Here is an 18,420-nt window from a genome sequence, read left to right as displayed (position 1 = left end):
CACCGCAGACCTTCCCAAGAAAACCGAGGGCCTCAGCCCCCGGTTTTCTTATATGCATTTCCGGTCAGTTCACCTTGACGGTACGCATGTCTACGCGGTTGTCCGCGCGGTGCACCATTTCCACATTTTTCTTCATCGCCCAAGGGATCACTTGGTCATGCAGAGGGATGTGTGACACCGTATCGTTGGACAGTTGCAGGGCCTCGGTCAGCATGCGAGCGCGCACAGGCGCGTCGGTTTCGACCTTGATGCGGTCCACCAGGTAATCCATGCGCTGATTGCTGTAGCGGCCTACGTTGTAGTTGCCATCACCGCCGGTTCCGACAGAGCGCACCAGGGACTGCAGGCTGTAGAGGGAGTCAAACGTGGGCACACCCCAGCCCAGCATGTAGATGCTGGCTTCGTAGCGTTGAATCATGGGGAAGTAATTGACCAGCGGCAAGGTGCGCAGCTTGGCCTTCACGCCCACACGCGACCACATGGCTGTGACCGCTTGGCAAATGGCCTCGTCGTTGATGTAACGGTTGTTGGGGCATGCAAAGTCCACTTCAAAACCGTCGGGGTAGCCTGCCTCAGCCAGCAGTTTCTTGGCAGTATCAACGCTGTAAGGCAAGCGCTTGGCCACGGACTCAGTCCAGCCAGCGACTTGAGGCGCCACCAGGGTGCCAGTAGGTTTGCCCAGCCCGCGCATGATGCTGCGGGAGATGGTGTCTGCATCAATCGCTTGGTACAAAGCCTTGCGGACACGCACATCCTTCAAAGGATTCTTGCCCTTGACGTTGGAGCCAGGCAGTTCGTCGCGGAACTGATCCATACCCAAAAAGATGGTGCGGTTCTCAAGACCATCAACGACCTTCAGCTCCGAGTTGGCGCGCAAGCGCGCCAAGTCTTGAGGCGTTGGGTCAAGTACAAGATCCACTTCACCCGAGAGCAGTGCAGCAATGCGGGTAGCAGCCGACTTGATGGGGGTGTAGACGATTTCCGTCACGTTTCCATCCATCTTGCCCCACCAGTTGGGATTGCGCTTGAACACCATCTTCACATCGGGCTGCCACGACTCCAGCATGTAGGGGCCAGTGCCCATGGCATTGCGGTGGGCAAAGTTTTCGTCGGTGCCTTTGATGTCCTTGGGTTCTACAGACTTGTTCTTTTCAGACCAGGCCTTGCTCATGATGCGCAGCTCCGTCATCTGGCGGAGCAAAACGGGGTTGGGCGCACTGAGGATGACGTCCACCGTTTGCGCATCGACCTTGTTGACCTTGGAGATGCCTTGTGTGTAGGGCGTGTAGTTGGACGTCTTTGCCATGGCCCGATTCAGGGAGAAGACCACATCGTCCGCTGTCATGACAGAGCCGTCATGAAACTTGACATCCTTGCGCAGAGTAAAGCGCACCTGAGTGGGTGTCACTTCCTTCCATGCAGTGGCGAGCATGGGCTCGACGTTGAAAGTCTTGCTGTCGTAGTACACAAGGCTCTCATAGACATTTGCATGCAGCCCGTTTTGGAGGGCATTGTTTTGCGAGTGAATATCCCAGGTAGCAATTTCACCCTGGCTGGTCCACTTGAAAGTCTTGGCCTGCAAAGCAGGAGTGAAAGACAACGCCACAGCTGCTGCCAACAAAACGTGCTTTAACTTCATGGAACATTCTCTTTAAAAAAATTTACTATGCAGTAAAGGGCCTTGAAAACCAAGAGGGAATCCCTGATTTCCGTGAATCACGCAGGCCAATGGGTTGACCTGATTCAAGTCTTGGCTACTTCGCAAATTCGGTGCCAATAAAATTGCGCCGTTGCGGCCCCGAAGAGGGGCACCATTCGCCAAAAAGAGGCGATATGGTTCGGCACAAAATAAAAAACACCGGAATGCATCTCGCGAACCTGAACCATAAGGCTCGCAAAATGCCCGGTGTTCTCTATCGGTCGCACTGCAAATCCCCACCAAGCAACATGCGACCCACTTGAGCAGGCCCTCAGGCAACGAGGGACCTTGCTTTCACATCAGAAACGGTGGCGCAGACCGATGGTGAAACCTGTGCGGCTCTTGGCACCATTCACGGTACCACCCGCAGCACTGCTGCTCAGGCTGACGTTGCCCTTCAAACGGGTGTTGTCCACTTCGACGTATGCATCCGTACGCTTGGAGAAAGCGTAGTCTGCCGCCATGGTGAAGAAGTTGGCAGTAGCGTCAGCCGCGGCTGATGCGCCAGATTGCTTGGCATGGAAATAGTGCACGCCCAAATTCAGCTGAGGTGTGATCTGGTAACCCGCGCCCACCTTGTAGATAGTGCGCTTGTTCGCCAACAGGAATGCGGGGCCACCAAAACCGCCGTTGATGGTGCCTTGCCACATGGCGCCCAGCACAGCCAAGTCAGTAGGACTGGTGAGCGCGTCTACCTTGTTCTCACCATAACCGGCATTGAAGTACCAGTTACCCATGCGATACGAGCCGCCCAGGGTCCAAGCTTCCACTTCTTTGCCGGACGCAAACTTGTAGCTTTCGTAGCCTGCACCTGCAGCCAAACCATCAGCCGCATAGCGCAAATAGGCACCTACAGTCTTGCCACCTGTGGGGCTCTTCTCATCGAACGAGTATTGCAAGGCACCACGCACAGGGCCGATTTCAGCCATGTACTTGATCATGTTGTCTGCACGCGCGCCCAGAGCAAAGCCGATCTCTGGCTTGTACACGTCCATGTAGGGTGAGTAGGGATAAGACGCATAGGTACTGGTAACAAGGTCAAACAGCACGTTGTACTGACGACCCAGCGTGACGCGGCCGTATCCGCCCTGCAAACCCACCCAGGATTGCTGGAAGTATGGGCCCGTAGCACCCGAGTTTGGCGCGCCTGTATCAGCACCAAAGCGGTTTTCAACGTTGGCCAAGGCCTTGTTACCGCCACCAAGATCTTCAGAAACGTTCAGGCCCCAACGGCTTTGCGACATACCGCCACCGACAAGCTGGTTGAGCGACTGCGCAGTGTTACCTGCTGGACCTTCGTTATTGGTACGACGATAGGCTACGTCTACGATGCCGTACAACTGCACCGAGCTTGCGCTGGCTTGGGCAAATGCAGAGCCCGACACAAGGGCAACTACCCCCAGAGCAAACAGTCTCTTCGCGTCAAGATTTTTCATAGATCCCGTCTCTTCCTGTGGTTGATATGCGACTCAATCAGTGTAGTGAGCCACTTCTCTCACAGTGCACGCATGTTGCTCAATCCCTACACAGGGTTTCCCTAATAGAACGACCGTTCGTTTTTTAATTTTACTGACGATATGCAAGCAAATGCGCAGAACTCATAGGTCCATCCCATCAACCGCACTTTGCCAAGAAGGTACGAGCCAGAAGCATAAGAAAAGTAAAAAGCCACTCAGCTTTCGCTGAGTGGCTTTTTTGTTCTTCACACAAACGGGCGTTAAGCCCGTGAGCAATTAGAACGAGTGACGGATACCGAATTCGTAGCCGTTGGAGTTCTTGCCACCAGTAGGAGTCAGAGCCAGACCACCTGTGTTGGTTGTGAACGCAGCAGCGCCCTTGTTCTTCACGTGGGCCAGAGTACCGTACAGAGCTGTGCGCTTGGACAGATCGTACACGTAGCCGATAGCGAACTTTTGCGCGTCATCAGGGCTGTTCTTACGATCTACATCGTTGTACGACACGCGCACAGTGCCAGGACCCACGGGAGCCGTCAGGCCCAGCAGGTAGCTTTGGTACTTGGTCTGAACGGCAGCCTTGTTCTTTTCTTGGTTGAAGCCGATGAATGGCTTCACAACGCCCAGGTCGTAGCTGGCGAAGATGTTGAACTGGTCAGCATCGGCAGCGGCTGTAGCGCCACGGCCCTTTGCGAAGGCGATAGCAGCGTCCAGAGGACCGTTGCGGTAGCCGATACGTGCGCCCAGGTAGTCGCCAGCCTTGTCGTAGGCTGCGTTCGACAGGGACTCACCGAACACGTATTGCACTTGACCGTAGATGCCACCCAGGTTTGAGGGCAGGAAGTAGCTGATTGCGTTGCCCTTACGGGTTTCGATCACGTTGGTGAAGAAGCTCTTGCCAATGGAAGCGCCCACACCCACATCGCCGAACACGTCAGCAGCTGTGGAGTTGACGTAGCCAACAGTCAGGTCGCGACCCAGACGCACTTCACCGAAGTTGCCAGACAGGCTCACGGTAGAACGACGCTTGAATTCGAAGCCTGGGCCTGCAGCGCCACCGCCTTGACCTGTACCTGTGTCGTTTTGCACAGCGCCTTCCAGCCAGAAGCCGGCCTTCAGACCGCCACCCAGGTCTTCTTCACCGCGGAAGCCCAGACGGCTGGTTGCCAGACCGCTGTTGGTCACGCCAGTAACGGAGGTGCCACCGGAAGAAATGCGGCCCACGCCAGCGTCCAGAATACCGAACAGTGTCACGGAAGACTGAGCCATTGCAGCGCCGGAAGCAGCCAGCACAGCCAGGGCAATCAGGGATTTTTTCATTGCGAGTTACTCCAAGGTTAAACATAGGGCGCCGGTACGGGGGGTCTTGGGTGCCAAGCACCTACGCAGTCCCGCCGGTTCCCCGGGCCAACCTCCTGGTGGGGAAGTTGCGTCTATTGCACCAGAGCCTGCCCGGTTTCGCAAAGGAAATCACCCACAATCGGAGGGTTGAGGGAAAATCGTTGCAGTGGTGCAACATTCCTGAATGCAAATCGTAGTCAATTTCGCACGGTGCAAAACGGCGATTTGCAAGAGGCAAAGTTGTATCTTTTTGAAATTAATACATCAAAACCCGCAGCCATGGATTCGTTACTCTCCAGCATCGACAACGCATTGCGCACCCTCTTTGCGGCACCCCATGCGAATACGCCGTCACCAGCAAAAGGAATGCCAGAGGGCACCTTGAGCGCTGAGGACAAGCAACTGGCTGGTGCCTTGATGCGAATCAACCACGTGGGCGAGGTGTGCGCTCAGGCACTCTATAGCGCCCAAGCCCTGGCCACACGGGATGAAAACCTGCGGGCGCACCTGCTGGAGGCTGCCCGAGAGGAAACGGATCACCTGGCATGGACGCGGGATCGCATGCAGGCTCTGGGTGCTCGCCCCAGCGTACTGAATCCTCTGTGGTTTTCGGGGGCCTTTGCTTTGGGATGGGTGGCCGCCAAAGTCAGCGACCGTGTCAGCCTGGGCTTTGTTGTTGAAACCGAGAAGCAAGTCTCCCAACACCTCCAAGGCCATCTGCAACGCCTGCCCAAGGCTGACAGGGCATCCAGAGCGGTGGTGGCACGCATGAAGGAAGACGAAGAGCGCCATGCGGCGCAGGCCCAGGCCGCAGGAGCCTTACAGCTGCCACCTGTAGCACGGGGCTTGATGAAAGTGGCGGCCAAGGTGATGACGACTACGGCGCACCGTATTTGAGCCTGGCGCACCGAACGGGTGCCTGGCACCCGCTCGATCTGCCACGGAAATACTTTCAGACTTCCACCAGTTCAAACCCAGTCGTGATTTCTGCTGTTTTGCCCAGCATGATGCTGGCCGAGCAGTATTTGTCATGGCTCATGGCAATCGCACGCTCCACGGCCGCGGCAGGGATGCCACGTCCCGTTACCGTAAACTGCATGTGGATCTTGGTGAACACCTTGGGATCCGTCTGAGCACGTTCGGATGTGAGCTTGACGCTGCAGCCGCGCACGTCGTGCCGTCCACGCTTGAGAATCAGCACCACGTCGTAGGCAGTGCAGCCTCCTGTACCCGCCAGCACGGTTTCCATGGGACGAGGTGCAAGGTTCTGCCCTCCATTGGCGGGATTCACGGCATCGGGTGCGCCATCCATGGTCAGCACATGACCACTCCCGGTTTCGGCAACAAAACCCATGCCCGAGCGTGTCCCGGCGCCTCCGGTCCAGCTGACTGTGCATTCCATATATGTGACTCTCCTGTGACGATAGTGATGAACGTGGCGTTTTTCGCACGGATTGAGCCCGGCGATCTAAATTTGGATTGAATTTTGCTGCATCGCAACAAACAACAGGCTAAAATTCAAACCATGCGCAGTCGAAATGTGATTTTCGGCTGAAGGCAACCCCAAACGGGTTTCCGCGCTCCGATTGTCTCCTCCATCTCCTCAAAGGATGGATTCAGCCCCAAGCCTCACGGCCTGGGGCTTTTTTTTGCCCTCAGCACTGCAACGCCAGTCACGAGGGATCCAGACACCTCCGTCTGGCAGTCCACCTCGGTGCGGCACCTACTATGATGTGCGCCCCGCCTGCACACAGGCCGGCGGGTGATCAGACCACACCCATGACACAGCCACTCACCCCCGCCGATTACCTCAAGAAGATCCTGACTGCACGCGTGTACGACGTGGCGGTGGAGTCTCCGCTGGAGCCCGCAAAAAACCTGAGCCTGCGGCTGAAGAACAAGGTGCTGCTCAAGCGCGAGGACCAGCAGCCGGTGTTCAGCTTCAAGCTGCGCGGGGCTTACAACAAGATGGCGCACCTGACGCCTGCCCAGCTCGAGCGCGGTGTGATCTGTGCCTCTGCAGGCAACCACGCCCAGGGCGTAGCCATGAGCGCCAAGCGGCTGGGCGTGCGGGCCGTCATCGTGATGCCCACCACCACCCCGCAACTCAAGGTGGATGCGGTGAAGGCGCTGGGGGGCGAGGTGGTGCTGCACGGCGACAGCTACTCAGACGCCTACGGTCACTCCCTCAAGCTGGAGAAGGAGCAAGGGCTGACCTTTGTGCACCCGTTCGACGACCCGGACGTGATTGCCGGTCAAGGCACCATTGCGATGGAAATCCTGCGCCAGCTGCAAAGCCTGGGCAGCAACCAGCTCAATGCGGTGTTCGTGGCAATCGGCGGTGGCGGTTTGGTCAGCGGTGTGGCCAACTACATCAAGGCCGTGCGGCCCGAGATCAAGATCATTGGCGTGCAGATGAACGACTCGGACGCGATGATCCAGTCGGTCAAGGCCCAGGAGCGCGTGGCCCTGGCCGATGTGGGCCTGTTCTCGGACGGCACGGCCGTGAAGCTGGTGGGGGAGGAAACCTTCCGCGTGGCAGCCGGGCTGGTGGACGAATTCATCACCGTGGACACCGACGCCGTATGCGCCGCCATCAAGGATGTGTTTGTGGACACGCGCAGCATCGTCGAGCCCGCCGGGGCGCTGGCGGTGGCGGCCATCAAGCAGTATGTGGAAACCCACCACACCGAGGGCGAGACCTACGCCGCCATCCTGTGCGGTGCCAACATGAACTTTGACCGCCTGCGCTTCGTGGCAGAGCGGGCCGAGGTGGGCGAAGAGCGCGAAGCCCTGTTTGCTATCACCATTCCCGAAGAGCGCGGCAGCTTCCGCCGCTTTTGCGAGTCCGTGGGTGCCCTGCCCGGCGGCCCGCGCAACGTCACCGAGTTCAACTACCGCATCAGCGACTCCGCCCGCGCCCACGTGTTTGTGGGGTTGACCACGCGCGGCAAGGGCGAATCGGCCACGATTGCGCAGCACTTCAACCAGCAAGGCTTTGAGGCGCTGGACCTGACCCACGACGAGCTGGCCAAAGAACATTTGCGCCACCTGGTCGGAGGCCACTCGGCCCTGGCACAAGACGAGCGCCTGCTGCGCTTTGTCTTCCCCGAGCGGCCCGGCGCCCTGCTCAAGTTCCTGAGCCTGATGCAGCCCACCTGGAACATCAGCCTCTTCCACTACCGAAACCAGGGGGCCGACTATGGCCGCATCCTGGTCGGTATGCAGGTGCCCGCGGAAGACACTGAAACGTTCAACGCCTTCCTGTCCACGCTGGGCTACCCGTATGTGGAAGAGACGAACAACCCGGCATACCGGCTGTTCCTGCGCACGGCGTCTTGAAGAAAAAGGCTGCCATCGCCCATTTAATAAGCGCAAGCAGCTATTGAATTCATAGCAACCCCATGCAAGCCCTGCGCCACTACCTGCTGGCTGTGCAGTTCTTCACCCGCATCCCGGTCACAGGGCGGCTGGCGGCCTGGGTGGGCTACAGCCCGGCCATGTTGCGCGCCAGCGCGGCGCATTTTCCGGGCGTGGGCTGGCTTGCTGGTGGGCTGGCCTGCGCGGTGTATGGGCTGCTGCACTGGGGCCTGGCGGCCCTGCCCGGCGGGCCATGGGTGGCCGCCGTGTTCTGCACCGTGGCCACGGTGGTGATGACCGGGGGCTTTCACGAGGACGGCCTGGCCGATGTGGTGGACGGACTGGGCGGCAGCTACGACAGGGAACGCGCGCTGGACATCATGAAAGACTCGCGCATTGGCGCATTCGGTGCCATGGCGCTGGTGCTGGCACTGCTGTCCAAGCTGAGCCTGCTGGCCGTGCTGGGCGCCCACAGCCTGGGCGCGGCGCTGGCGGCGCTGGCGGGCGGGCATGTGCTCTCGCGCCTGTGGCCACTGTTCATCGTGCGCTGGCTGCCCCATGTGGGGGACACGGCGCGCTCCAAAAGCAAACCGCTCGCAGACCAGATTTCGCGCGGCGCGCTGGCCACGGCGGCTTTGTGGTGTTTTGTGCCGCTAGCGCTTGTATATCAAGCGCAGGCAGCTACGTTTTTGGTAGCAGCTGCGCTGATGAGCCTGCTGGCAGCAGCCTGGATGGGGCGCTGGTTTGCACGGCGGCTGCAGGGCTTTACGGGCGACTGCCTGGGTGCCACCCAGCAGGTGAGTGAAATCGGCTTTTACCTGGGCGCGGCGCTGACGCTGGGTGTGGGGCAGTGACTGCGCCAGCAACACCCACGGATACAAGCGCTTCCACGGCCCCGGCACTGTGGGTGGTGCGGCATGCCGCACCGCGGATCGCGCCGGGCACCTGCTACGGCATGCTCGATGTTCCAGCAGACCCGCACGCCACGCAGGCCGCAGCTCAGCAACTGGCCGCGCAACTCCCGCAGGCAGCCGTCGCATGGCACTCACCGCTACAAAGATGTGAGCAGCTTGCGCTCGATTTGCAAGCGCTACAGCCCGATTTCACCTCTACCGCCGATGCGCGCCTGTGCGAAATGGACTTTGGCCGCTGGGAAGGCCGCCTGTGGTCAGACATTGAGCGCAGCGAAATCGACACCTGGACCCAGGACTTTGCCCACTACCGCCCCGGCCAGGGCGAAAACCTGGCAGCCATGCTGCAGCGCGTGAGCGCAGCCCTGGACGATGCGGCGCAACACCTGATGCAAGGCACCCCGGTGGTGTGGATCAGCCATGCAGGCGTTGCGCGCTGCGTGAGCTGGCTGGCGCAATGTGGCAGCCTGGGCGCGGCACTGAAGGCCCGCTCGGAGCAATGGCCCACTGCAGCGCCGGGTTTTGGCGGCTGGCAAGCCTTCTGGCTGGATAAAGAAACGCAAAGCTGGCGGGCTGCACCGCAAAAAGGGTAACCAGCCGTTTATGCCCAGATGGCCTGAAGCACCCATCTGGCGAACTAAAAACTCAGCTCTTGGGCGGCATCTCGAGCCGTACCGTGGTGGGCCCATCAATCGACGCACCCAGCGCGGCCTGCCGTGGGCCAAGCGATTGCAGCACCAGCCCGGCATCCACTTGCGCGCCCACGCGGTACGGTCTGGCGGGCTTGCCGTCCATGGCGATCAACGCTGCACCGCCCCCGCTGGCGCGGCCTGAAAGCACGCCCAGCAACACAAAGCGGCTGGCAGGTGCCGGGGCAGCGGGCTTGGCCACGGCCGCCGCTGGCGATGCACCCAGCAGGCGCGCCAGCGCGTCCGCATCCACCGCCGCCGGGGCCGCCGCAGCCACGGGGGCCGACATGCCCGAAGGCCGGGACGACAGGCGCAGCCCCCAGTAGACAACGCTGGCACCGGCAGCCGCCCACAGGACCAGAGTGCCCAGGCGCGTAGCCCAACGAGAGTGTGTGTTTGTCACCATGTGGCGATTATGATTCAGCCGATTCGAGATCACCGAGACCGCTTGCAGTGAACACCTCCCTTTCCTCCTCCGTACGCTCCGCCCGGCGCGCTCTGGCCCGTGGCTTCACCCTCATTGAGCTGATGGTGGTGATGGTCATCATCGGCGTGCTGGCAGCGCTGATCGTGCCCAATGTGCTGGACCGCGCTGACGATGCCCGCGTGACTGCAGCCAAGACCGATATTGCCAACATCGTCCAGCAGCTCAAGATGTACCGCCTGGACAACCAGCGCTACCCCACGGCAGAGCAAGGCCTGCAGGCGCTGATTGCCAAACCCACGGCAGGCCCCATCCCCAACAACTGGAAGCCCTACCTGGACAAGCTGCCCAACGACCCCTGGGGTCGCCCATACCAGTACCTCAACCCCGGCATCAAGGGGGAGGTGGACGTGATGTCCTTCGGCGCAGACGGCCAGTCTGGCGGCGAAGGCAAGGACGCGGACATCGGCAGCTGGCAGTGAACATGCGCCCCGGCCTTGCGCTGCGCGTGATGCTCTCGCTGGCAGAGCGCCGCCTCTGCGCCCTGCGTGGGTGACATGACAACGCACGCGCCTGCCTCGCGGGGCTTCACCCTGCTGGAGTTGCTGGTGGTCATCAGCATCATGGCCTTCGCCATCGCAGGGGTTTCCGTGGCTTTGCGTGACAACGGCAGGACCGCCCTGGAGCGCGACGCAGCGCGGCTGGCTGCGCTGCTGGATGCAGGCCGCGCCAAATCCCGTGCCAGCGGCGCAGCGGTGCGCTGGGTGGTGACGGAGCAAGGCTTCCGGTTTGACGGCGTGCCCAATGCATCGCTTCCGTCGCAGTGGCTGGACCCCGGCGTGGTGGTGCGCGGCAATGCGGTGCTGGTGCTGGGGCCCGAACCCCTGATCGGCCCGCAGCAGGTGGTGCTGACCCACCGCGAGCGGCCAGAACTGGCATTGCGCGTGTTCACGGACGGCCTGCGCCCTTTTGCGGTGGAGTCCCTCCCATGATCCGCAGACTCCCGTTCTTTGCGCCACCCAATACCCTTCGCAGGGCAAGGCACCGTGGCTTCACGCTGGTGGAAGTTCTGGTGGCTCTGGCCATTGTGGCGATTGCGCTGGTGGCGGGCACGCAGGCGGCGGGCACCCTGACGCGCAATGCCCAGCGCCAGTCCGACATCGTGCTGGCGCAGCTGTGCGCCGAAAACGAACTGGTCAAAGCACGCCTGTCGCGCCAAATGCCCAGCGTGGGCGACAGCACCGAATCCTGCGAGCAGGCGGGGCGGCAGTTCAATGTGAACATCATCGTGCGGCCCACACCCAATCCGCAGTTCCGTCGCATCGATGCGCAGGTGTTTGATGGGGAAGCCTCCATCCTGCGTCTGTCCACCATCATTGGCCGCAATTGAATGGTGCCACGCCCGATGCCGCACTGCCCCTCACCCCAGCCATTGCCCGCGGTCCATGGGCAGCGCCGTACGCGACCTGGCGGCTTCACCCTGATCGAGTTGCTGGTCGCCATCAGCGTGATGGCACTGATAGCCATCCTGAGCTGGCGCGGCATTGACGGGATGCTGCGCACGCAAGAGGCCACCCGTCAGCGCGCCGACGACATGCTGGTGCTGCAGGCCGCGCTGGGCCAATGGGGCGCAGACCTGGATGCGCTGACTCCCATCGCCAATACCACGCCGCTGGACTGGGATGGCCAGGTGCTGCGCCTCACCCGCCGCAGCGCTGCTGTGATCGACGAAGGCCCGGTGGTGGTGGCGTGGACACGGCGCGAGACCAATGCTGGCGCGCAGTGGATGCGCTGGCAGTCCCCCCCGCTGCGCACCCGAGGCCAATGGCAAGAGGCGTGGGCCCAGGCGGCCCAGTGGGCCCGCACACCGGGTGAGGCCGACCGGCCACGCGAAGTGGCGCTGATCCCCATTGATGGCTGGCAGCTCTTTTATTTTCGGGGCGGCGCATGGTCCAACGCACTGTCCAGCGCGGGCACCAACCAGGAAGCCAACGGCAGCAACGCCATTCCTGAAGGCATACGCCTGAACATCACCCTCTCGCCCGGCGGCCCGCTTACCGGTCTGCTGGTGCGCGACTGGGTCAACCCCGTGCGCACCGGTAGCCGGACCTGAGGCTGAACATCCATGAGACAGCATCAGGCTCCTTCCCCGCACCGCGCCCATCCATCGGGCGTGCGCCCTGCGGCCCGTCTACGTCAGACCGGCGCAGCCCTGCTGGCGGCCATGCTCACGGTGACACTGGTTGCCACGCTGGCGGCCGCAGCCATGTGGCAGCAATGGCGTGCGGTAGAAGTGGAAACCGCAGAGCGTGACCGCGTGCAGGCTTCCTGGATACTGATCGGCGCGCTGGACTGGTCCCGCCTCATCTTGCGCGAAGACGGGCGCGCCGGGGGGGCCGACCACTTGGCAGAGCCGTGGGCCATACCGCTGCAAGAGGCCCGGCTGTCGTCCTTTCTGGCAGCCGAGCGCAATGTCTCGCAGGTGGAGGACGCCAGCACCGACACGACCGATGCATTCCTGTCAGGCCAGATTACCGACATGCAGGGCAAGCTCAACCTCACCAGCCTGGTCAATGGCGGGCAGGTGCAGGCGGGCGCACTCAAGCAGTTCACGCGGCTGTTTGAGCGCCTGAGCCTGCCGTCGCAGCAACTCACCACCCTGGTGGAGGCCTTGCGCAAAGCCCAGTCGGCTGCTGGCACGGATGACGCAAACGCCCCGCTCATGCCACAGACGGTGTCGCAGCTGGGATGGCTGGGCCTGCCGGCAAGCACGGTGGCAGCGCTGACGCCCCACGTCACCATCCTGCCCATGCCCACTCCCGTGAACCTCAATACCGCCCAACTGGACGTGCTGTGGGCCGCGCTGGACGGCGCGGACCTGGCCAGTGCCCAAAAGCTGATCGCAGCGAGGGAATCTCGGCACTTCAATACCCTGACGGATGTCAAAACGTTGCTTGGAAGTAACGACATGCCCGACTCCCAACTGGTCGGCGTCTCCTCTTACTACTTTGAAGTACGAGGTCGCTTGCGGCTGGGCGAATCCATCGTGGATGAGCGCTCTCTCGTGCGCAAGGACACCATTACCACCACCACGCTCTGGCGGGAGAGGGGCAACTTCGGCCCCGGTCCCGGCCTGGCTGGCAATACCGCACAACGCTGAGGTTTCCAGACACTCACGCCATCGACATGCCAGCCCCCTAAAATGGCTCGCAATACCTGCCCATGAGCACCCTGATCCTTACCCTGCCCCTCACGCCACCGGGCATTTCCACCAAATACAGCTACACGCTGACGTCGGACGGCCACACCGCCGCTGACCATGCGCGTGCGGCTGCTGCCTTGTTGCCCGAGCCCTCGCGCCCTGGCGGCGAGGTGGTGGCCGTGGTGCCGATTTCTGCCCTGTCCTGGCAACGGGTGCAACTGCCGCCGGGCATTCCGCTGGGGCCCAGTCACCAGACACCGCGCCTGCGATCCATTCTGGAAGGGCTGCTGGAAGACCGCCTGCTCGACGACCCTGCCCAACTGCACTTTGCCCTGCAGCCCGGTGCGCAGGCCGGCGCCCCGGTATGGGTGGCGGTGTGCGACCGCAGCTGGCTGCGCGACAACCTGCAGGCCCTGGAGGCTGCGGGCCGCCCCGTATCCCGCGTGGTGCCGGAGTTTGCGCCCGGCCCCACCGCCAGCGGCGGCACCGAAGTGTGCGTGCTGGGCAGCCCCAGCGAACCCCAGATGGTGCTGTGCGGCCAGGGGGCAGACCAAAGCGTCACCCTGCTGCCTCTGTCGGCAGCCGTGCTGGGCTTGGCAGGTTTGACGCCTGCAGCCGCCGATGAGGCAGCCGCCCCCGTGGTGCGAGCAGACCCCGCCGTGGCCGAACATGCCGAACGCACCCTGGGGCGACAAGTCACCCTGCACACCGCCAGCCAGCGCGCCCTCGATGCCGCGCGCAGCGACTGGGATCTTGCCCAGTTTGAGCTGGCCAGCACAAGCCGCACCCGCGCCATGCGCAAGGCGGGCTCCGCAGCCAGTGCGCTGCTGTATGCGCCCCAGTGGCGCGCCGCGCGCTGGGCCACGGGCTTGCTGCTGGCCGCGCATGTGGTGGGGCTGAATGTGTGGGCATGGCAAGAGAAGCAATCTCTGGCCAGCAAGCAGGCTGCGGTTCGCTCAGCGCTCACGGCCACGTTCCCGCAGGTCAAGGTGGTGGTTGACGCCCCGGTGCAAATGGAGCGCGAACTGGGCCTGCTGCGCCAAAAAGCCGGAGCCGTGTCCCCACGCGACCTGGAACCCCTGATGGCTGCGACCGGCGGAAGCCTGCCCGACGGCCGCATTCCTGAAGCCATCGAATTTGCGCCAGGAGAGCTGCGCCTGCGGGGCCTGGCACTGGCACCCGACGAGGAATCCGTGTTCAACACCCGACTGCAAGCAGCAGGCTACCGCGCCCGCACTGAAGACAGCACCTTGCTGGTACGCACGGAGGTTGCGCCATGAGCCGCAGCGCTGCCTTGCAAGCGCGCTGGAAAGCGCTCGCCCCGCGTGAACAGAACCTGCTGCTGACCGCAGCGGCAGTAGTGGTGGTGGCCCTCGTGTGGTGGGTGGCCCTGGCTCCGGCCTTGTCCACCTTGCGGCAGGCACCCGAGCAGCACAGCCAGCTCGACCAGCAATTGCAGCTCATGCAGCGCATGCAGTCCGAAGCTCAGCAACTGCAGGCGCAGCCGCAGACAGCGCCTGGCGATGCCGTGGGTGCCCTGCGCACGGCGTTGACCCAGCGGCTGGGAACGGCTGCACAGATGAACGTTCTGGGTGACCGCGTGACGGTGACCTTGAAAGCGGCCCCTGCCGACGCAGTGGCCCAGTGGCTGGCACTGGCCCGCACCAATGCACGGGCCGTGCCGGTAGAGGCCAAGTTCACCCGCAGCAACGCACCGGCTTCCGCCACGCCTGCGACGCTGGGCAACGCATCGGCCAACCCTGCCGCCCCGCGCTGGGACGGCACCGTAGTGCTGGCCCTGCCTGCCCGCTGACACCGTACACCCGCAAAGTGCCAGACGCTGTGTCTCCTCGCTCCCGTTCCACCCCCCACCCCAGTTCAGCCCAGAAGAGCAAGAGCCGCTCGCGCTCACGCTCGGCCACGTCTGCACCGCCCCGCGCGCCTTGGGGCTGGGCCATTGCGGGCGCAGCAGCGGGTCTCTTGCCCGCCATCGTGGCCTTTGCGCCCGCACAGTGGCTGGCCCAGCGGGCTGCAGTGGCCACGGGCGGGCAAGTGCAGCTGGTACAAGCCCGCGGCACGATCTGGACGGGCTCTGCACAACTGGTGCTGACAGGCGGCGGCGCCAGCCAGGACAGCGCCGCGCTGCCGGGTCGGCTGGAATGGAAACTGCGCCCTTCCTGGAGCGGGCTGCAGCTGCAACTGCATTCCACCTGCTGCACTCCTCAACCTTTGCAGGCAACGATCCAGCTGGGACTGGGGCGCGTGCGCATGAGCCTGCAAGACGGTTCCAGCCAATGGCCTGCAGCCGTGCTGTCTGGTCTGGGCACCCCCTGGAACACCCTGCAGCCCCAGGGACAGCTGATGCTGCGCACCCAGGGGCTGGAGGCTGTCTGGTCTGCGGGCCGCATGGTGCTGGCGGGTCGGGTACAGCTCGACGCCATGTCCATCTCGTCCCGCCTGTCCACCCTGCGCCCCATGGGCAGCTACCGGCTGGAACTGGCGGGGGGCGATGTGCCCACCCTCACGCTCAGCACACTGCAAGGACATTTGCAACTGAGTGGCAGCGGCCAGTGGGTGGGCCAGCGGCTGCGCTTTTCGGGCGAGGCCCAGGCCGCCCCAGACCGTGAGGCCGCACTGGCCAATCTCCTGAATATCATTGGGCGGCGCAGCGGCGCTCGCTCGCTCATCACCGTGGGTTGACCCTATGACGACATCCATCCTCTCGCCACGCACGCGATTTGCTATCAATACGGTAGCTGCCTGCGCTTTTTTGGCGTGCCTTAGCGGCCAAATTCATGCCCAAACAGCGATTGGTACGAGCACCAGCAGCGTGCGCGCCGGCGAACCCGTCACCCTGAACTTTGCCAACGCAGAGATTGAAGCCGTGGCACGCACCATGGCCACCATCACGGGTCGCAACGTGGTGGTAGACCCCCGGGTGAAGGGACAGCTGACCCTGATTACCGAGCGCGCAGTGCCCCCCGCAGCGGCGTTCCAGCAGTTTCTGGCTGCACTGCGGCTGCAGGGTTTCACGGTGGTGGAGTCCGCAGGTCTGTACAAGGTGGTGCCCGAGGCCGACGCCAAGCTGCAGGCAGGCAGCGTGAACGTGACACAAGGTGGCAACTCGGGCGGTCCTGGCGGGGGCCAGATCGTCACGCAGATCTTCAAGCTCAACTTTGAAAACGCGGCCAATCTGGTGCCGGTGCTGCGCCCGCTGATCAGCCCCAACAACACCATCAACGTGAACCCCGGCAACAACTCGCTGGTGATCACGGACTATGCCGACAACCTGCAGCGCCTGGCCCGCATCATCGCTGCGATGGATGTTTCCAATGCCACCGATGTCGAGGTGATTCCGCTGCGCAACGCCCTGGCATCGGACCTCGCCCCGCTTGTCTCTCGCCTGATTGATGGGGGCAGCAATGGCGCCGCAGCTGGTGCAGCCCAAGGGCAGGCCGACACATCCTTCAAGACCACGCTGCTGCCCGAGCCCCGCAGCAACTCGCTGATCCTGCGTGCAGCCAACCCGGCACGCGTGGCCTTGGTACGTGCACTGGTCGACAAGCTAGACCAGCCACCTACGCCCGGCAGCAGTGCATCCACAGGCAATATCCACGTGGTGTACCTGAAGAATGCGGACGCCACCAAGCTGGCCACCACGCTGCGCGCTGCACTGGCAGGGGCTAGCGGGGGTGCCAGCAGCAGTGGGGGTAGCACCTCATCCAGCTATTCCAATGGCTCCACCATGGCGACGAGCACCAACTCCACCCTGGGGGGCACCAACAATACTTCGGGCGGGCTGGGGGCCAGTTCGGGCCTGGGCAGCAACACCGGCGCGAGCAGCACGGCCAATGCCAATCAGCCCTCCACAGGCGGGCAGATCCAGGCGGACCCGACCACCAACTCGCTCATCATCAGCGCACCCGAGCCCCTGTACCGCCAGCTGCGCGCCGTCATCGACAAGCTCGACGGCCGCCGCGCACAGGTGCTGGTGGAAAGCCTGATTGTGGAAGTGGCCGCAGACAAGGTGGCCCAGTTCGGCATCCAGTGGCAAGGCACGGTGGGCAGCAGCGGCAGCGGCACGGTGGGGGTGATCGGCACCAACTCCAGTGCAGCGGGCTCCAACATCCTCTCGCTGACCGGCGCATTGGCGACGGGCAGCACCTCCACTGCGGCCACCGCGCTCAGTTCGCTGGGTGGCGGGCTCAATGTGGCGCTGGCCCCGCGCATCAACGGTCAGTATTACCTCGGTGCGCTGGCCAACTTCCTGCAAAAGAGCGGCGACTCCAATGTGCTGTCCACGCCCAACCTGATGACGCTGGACAACGAAGAAGCCAAGATCGTGATCGGCAACAACGTGCCCTTCGTCACGGGCTCGTACGCCAACACCACGGGCAGCACCACCGTCAACCCGTTCCAGACGGTGGAGCGCAAGGACGTGGGCCTGATGCTACGCGTGCGTCCGCAGATCAGCGAGAACGGCACGGTGAAGATGTCGATCTACCAGGAAGTCTCGAAGATCGACGAGTCCACCAAGAACAACACCAATGGCCCCACGACCAGCAAGCGGTCCATCGAATCGAACGTGGTGGTGGATGACGGCAACATCATCGTCATTGGCGGCCTGCTGGAAGACAGCTACTCGCAAGGCGAAGACAAGGTCCCCGTCATGGGTGACATTCCCGTGGTGGGAGCCCTGTTCCGCAGCGAAAACCGTTCGCGCAAGAAGACCAACCTGATGGTGTTCCTGCGGCCGGTGGTGGTGCGAGACAACAACACCAACGACGCGCTGGTGGCGGATCGCTACGAGTCCATCCGGGCCCTGCAACAGGTGGTGCAACCTGAGCCCAGTACCGTGATGCGTTCGGTATCCGGTGCCCCCATCCTGCCTGCGCTGGAGTCACGCGTACGCCCTGTGGCATCGGATAACGGTGTGCCACCACAAGCTGCTGCAGCCGCGCAAACGCCCCTGCCCCATCCGCAACCGCAGGCCATGCAAACTCCTGTGGCTCCCGCATTGGCCCCCAGCCCCATGCCCCCCGCCGTGGCTGCTCCCGATCCGGTAGGCACCAATGTCGTACCCGCCCCGATGGACAGTGCGACCCCTGCCCTGTTCTTTGTGAACGTAGGCATGTTTGCGAACGACAAGTCCGCCAACGAGGCCCTGTCCAAGCTGCGCAAGACGTCCCTTCCCGTGAACGTCCAGGCCATCAACACCAACCGGGGTACCCGCACCCGGGTGCGGGTGGGTCCTTTCGACAGCGAAGTGGCTGCGGACAAGGCTGCAGCCTCTGTTCGAGCCCTGGCGCTGGAAGCGGATGTGAGTCGCCAGTAAATCGA

At 62.8% G+C, this 18,420-nt stretch carries 18 protein-coding genes; 13 read left to right on the top strand and 5 right to left on the bottom strand.

Features of this window, described 5'->3' with window-relative positions; genetic code table 11:
- Positions 1-64: 64 nt before the first annotated feature.
- The 3 genes from AACH87_RS04420 to AACH87_RS04410 form a co-directional block, all read right to left on the bottom strand.
- On the bottom strand, positions 65-1,639 hold the full coding sequence (locus tag AACH87_RS04420) for an ABC transporter substrate-binding protein (RefSeq protein WP_338797527.1): 1,575 nt from the start codon (positions 1,637-1,639) through the stop codon (positions 65-67).
- 359 nt (positions 1,640-1,998) lie between these two features.
- Complete coding sequence (locus AACH87_RS04415; protein ID WP_338797526.1) at positions 1,999-3,135, bottom strand: porin; 1,137 nt, start codon at positions 3,133-3,135, stop codon at positions 1,999-2,001.
- 297 nt (positions 3,136-3,432) lie between these two features.
- A complete protein-coding gene (locus AACH87_RS04410) occupies positions 3,433-4,473 on the bottom strand; it encodes a porin (RefSeq protein WP_338797525.1) in 1,041 nt (346 codons plus the stop codon).
- Between the two features lie 300 nt (positions 4,474-4,773).
- Between AACH87_RS04410 and coq7 the strand changes: the two genes are divergently transcribed.
- Positions 4,774-5,391, top strand: a complete 618-nt coding sequence (gene coq7, locus AACH87_RS04405) for a 2-polyprenyl-3-methyl-6-methoxy-1,4-benzoquinone monooxygenase (protein ID WP_338797524.1) — start codon at positions 4,774-4,776, stop codon at positions 5,389-5,391.
- A gap of 55 nt (positions 5,392-5,446) precedes the next feature.
- On the opposite strand, the gene AACH87_RS04400 is transcribed toward coq7, so the two are convergent.
- On the bottom strand, positions 5,447-5,896 hold the full coding sequence (locus tag AACH87_RS04400; protein ID WP_338797523.1) for an OsmC family protein: 450 nt from the start codon (positions 5,894-5,896) through the stop codon (positions 5,447-5,449).
- 377 nt (positions 5,897-6,273) lie between these two features.
- Here AACH87_RS04400 and ilvA point away from each other — a divergent pair, with 377 nt between their 5' ends.
- The 3 genes from ilvA to AACH87_RS04385 all read left to right on the top strand — a co-directional run bounded on the left by ilvA (position 6,274) and on the right by AACH87_RS04385 (position 9,358).
- A complete protein-coding gene (gene ilvA / locus AACH87_RS04395) occupies positions 6,274-7,836 on the top strand; it encodes a threonine ammonia-lyase, biosynthetic (protein WP_338797522.1) in 1,563 nt (520 codons plus the stop codon).
- Positions 7,837-7,898: 62 nt separating this feature from the next.
- On the top strand, positions 7,899-8,708 hold the full coding sequence (locus AACH87_RS04390) for an adenosylcobinamide-GDP ribazoletransferase (RefSeq protein WP_338797521.1): 810 nt from the start codon (positions 7,899-7,901) through the stop codon (positions 8,706-8,708).
- Entirely contained in the window at positions 8,705-9,358 is a 654-nt protein-coding gene (locus AACH87_RS04385) for a histidine phosphatase family protein (protein ID WP_338797520.1), read from the top strand. Before AACH87_RS04390 ends, AACH87_RS04385 begins: the two co-directional genes overlap by 4 nt.
- 52 nt (positions 9,359-9,410) lie before the next feature.
- On the opposite strand, the gene AACH87_RS04380 is transcribed toward AACH87_RS04385, so the two are convergent.
- A complete protein-coding gene (locus tag AACH87_RS04380) occupies positions 9,411-9,860 on the bottom strand; it encodes a type II secretion system protein N (RefSeq protein ID WP_338797519.1) in 450 nt (149 codons plus the stop codon).
- A 47-nt stretch (positions 9,861-9,907) separates the two neighbouring features.
- On the opposite strand from AACH87_RS04380, the gene gspG reads away from it, so the two are divergent.
- From gspG to gspD, 9 genes are all read left to right on the top strand, one after another.
- Positions 9,908-10,360 carry a type II secretion system major pseudopilin GspG gene (gene gspG, locus AACH87_RS04375; RefSeq protein ID WP_338797518.1) on the top strand — a complete coding sequence of 151 codons (453 nt, stop codon included), beginning with the start codon at positions 9,908-9,910 and terminating at the stop codon, positions 10,358-10,360.
- 75 nt (positions 10,361-10,435) lie between these two features.
- Entirely contained in the window at positions 10,436-10,870 is a 435-nt protein-coding gene (locus AACH87_RS04370) for a type II secretion system protein (protein ID WP_338797517.1), read from the top strand.
- Positions 10,867-11,268, top strand: coding sequence for a type II secretion system minor pseudopilin GspI (gene gspI / locus AACH87_RS04365; RefSeq protein WP_338797516.1), 402 nt, complete (start codon positions 10,867-10,869; stop codon positions 11,266-11,268). The genes AACH87_RS04370 and gspI overlap by 4 nt, the downstream gene beginning before the upstream one ends.
- Positions 11,269-11,388: 120 nt before the next feature.
- Complete coding sequence (locus AACH87_RS04360) at positions 11,389-11,991, top strand: hypothetical protein (RefSeq protein ID WP_338798849.1); 603 nt, start codon at positions 11,389-11,391, stop codon at positions 11,989-11,991.
- 12 nt (positions 11,992-12,003) lie between these two features.
- The gene (gene gspK, locus AACH87_RS04355) at positions 12,004-13,038 is read left to right on the top strand and encodes a type II secretion system minor pseudopilin GspK (protein ID WP_338797515.1); all 1,035 of its coding nucleotides are present in this window, start codon (positions 12,004-12,006) and stop codon (positions 13,036-13,038) included.
- 62 nt (positions 13,039-13,100) lie between these two features.
- A complete protein-coding gene (gene gspL, locus AACH87_RS04350; RefSeq protein ID WP_338797514.1) occupies positions 13,101-14,360 on the top strand; it encodes a type II secretion system protein GspL in 1,260 nt (419 codons plus the stop codon).
- Positions 14,357-14,893: a type II secretion system protein GspM gene (gene gspM, locus AACH87_RS04345; protein ID WP_338797513.1), complete on the top strand. Its 537-nt coding sequence runs from the start codon at positions 14,357-14,359 to the stop codon at positions 14,891-14,893. Before gspL ends, gspM begins: the two co-directional genes overlap by 4 nt.
- Before the next feature lie 143 nt (positions 14,894-15,036).
- On the top strand, positions 15,037-15,780 hold the full coding sequence (gspN, locus tag AACH87_RS04340; RefSeq protein ID WP_338798848.1) for a type II secretion system protein N: 744 nt from the start codon (positions 15,037-15,039) through the stop codon (positions 15,778-15,780).
- 4 nt (positions 15,781-15,784) lie between these two features.
- The gene (gspD, locus tag AACH87_RS04335; RefSeq protein WP_338797512.1) at positions 15,785-18,415 is read left to right on the top strand and encodes a type II secretion system secretin GspD; all 2,631 of its coding nucleotides are present in this window, start codon (positions 15,785-15,787) and stop codon (positions 18,413-18,415) included.
- Positions 18,416-18,420: the final 5 nt, after the last annotated feature.

The organism is Acidovorax sp. DW039 (assembly GCF_037101375.1).
In the GTDB taxonomy this organism is placed as follows: domain Bacteria; phylum Pseudomonadota; class Gammaproteobacteria; order Burkholderiales; family Burkholderiaceae_C; genus Acidovorax.
Note: the sequence above shows the minus strand (reverse complement) of the source record. Positions and strands in the feature narration are given on the sequence as shown.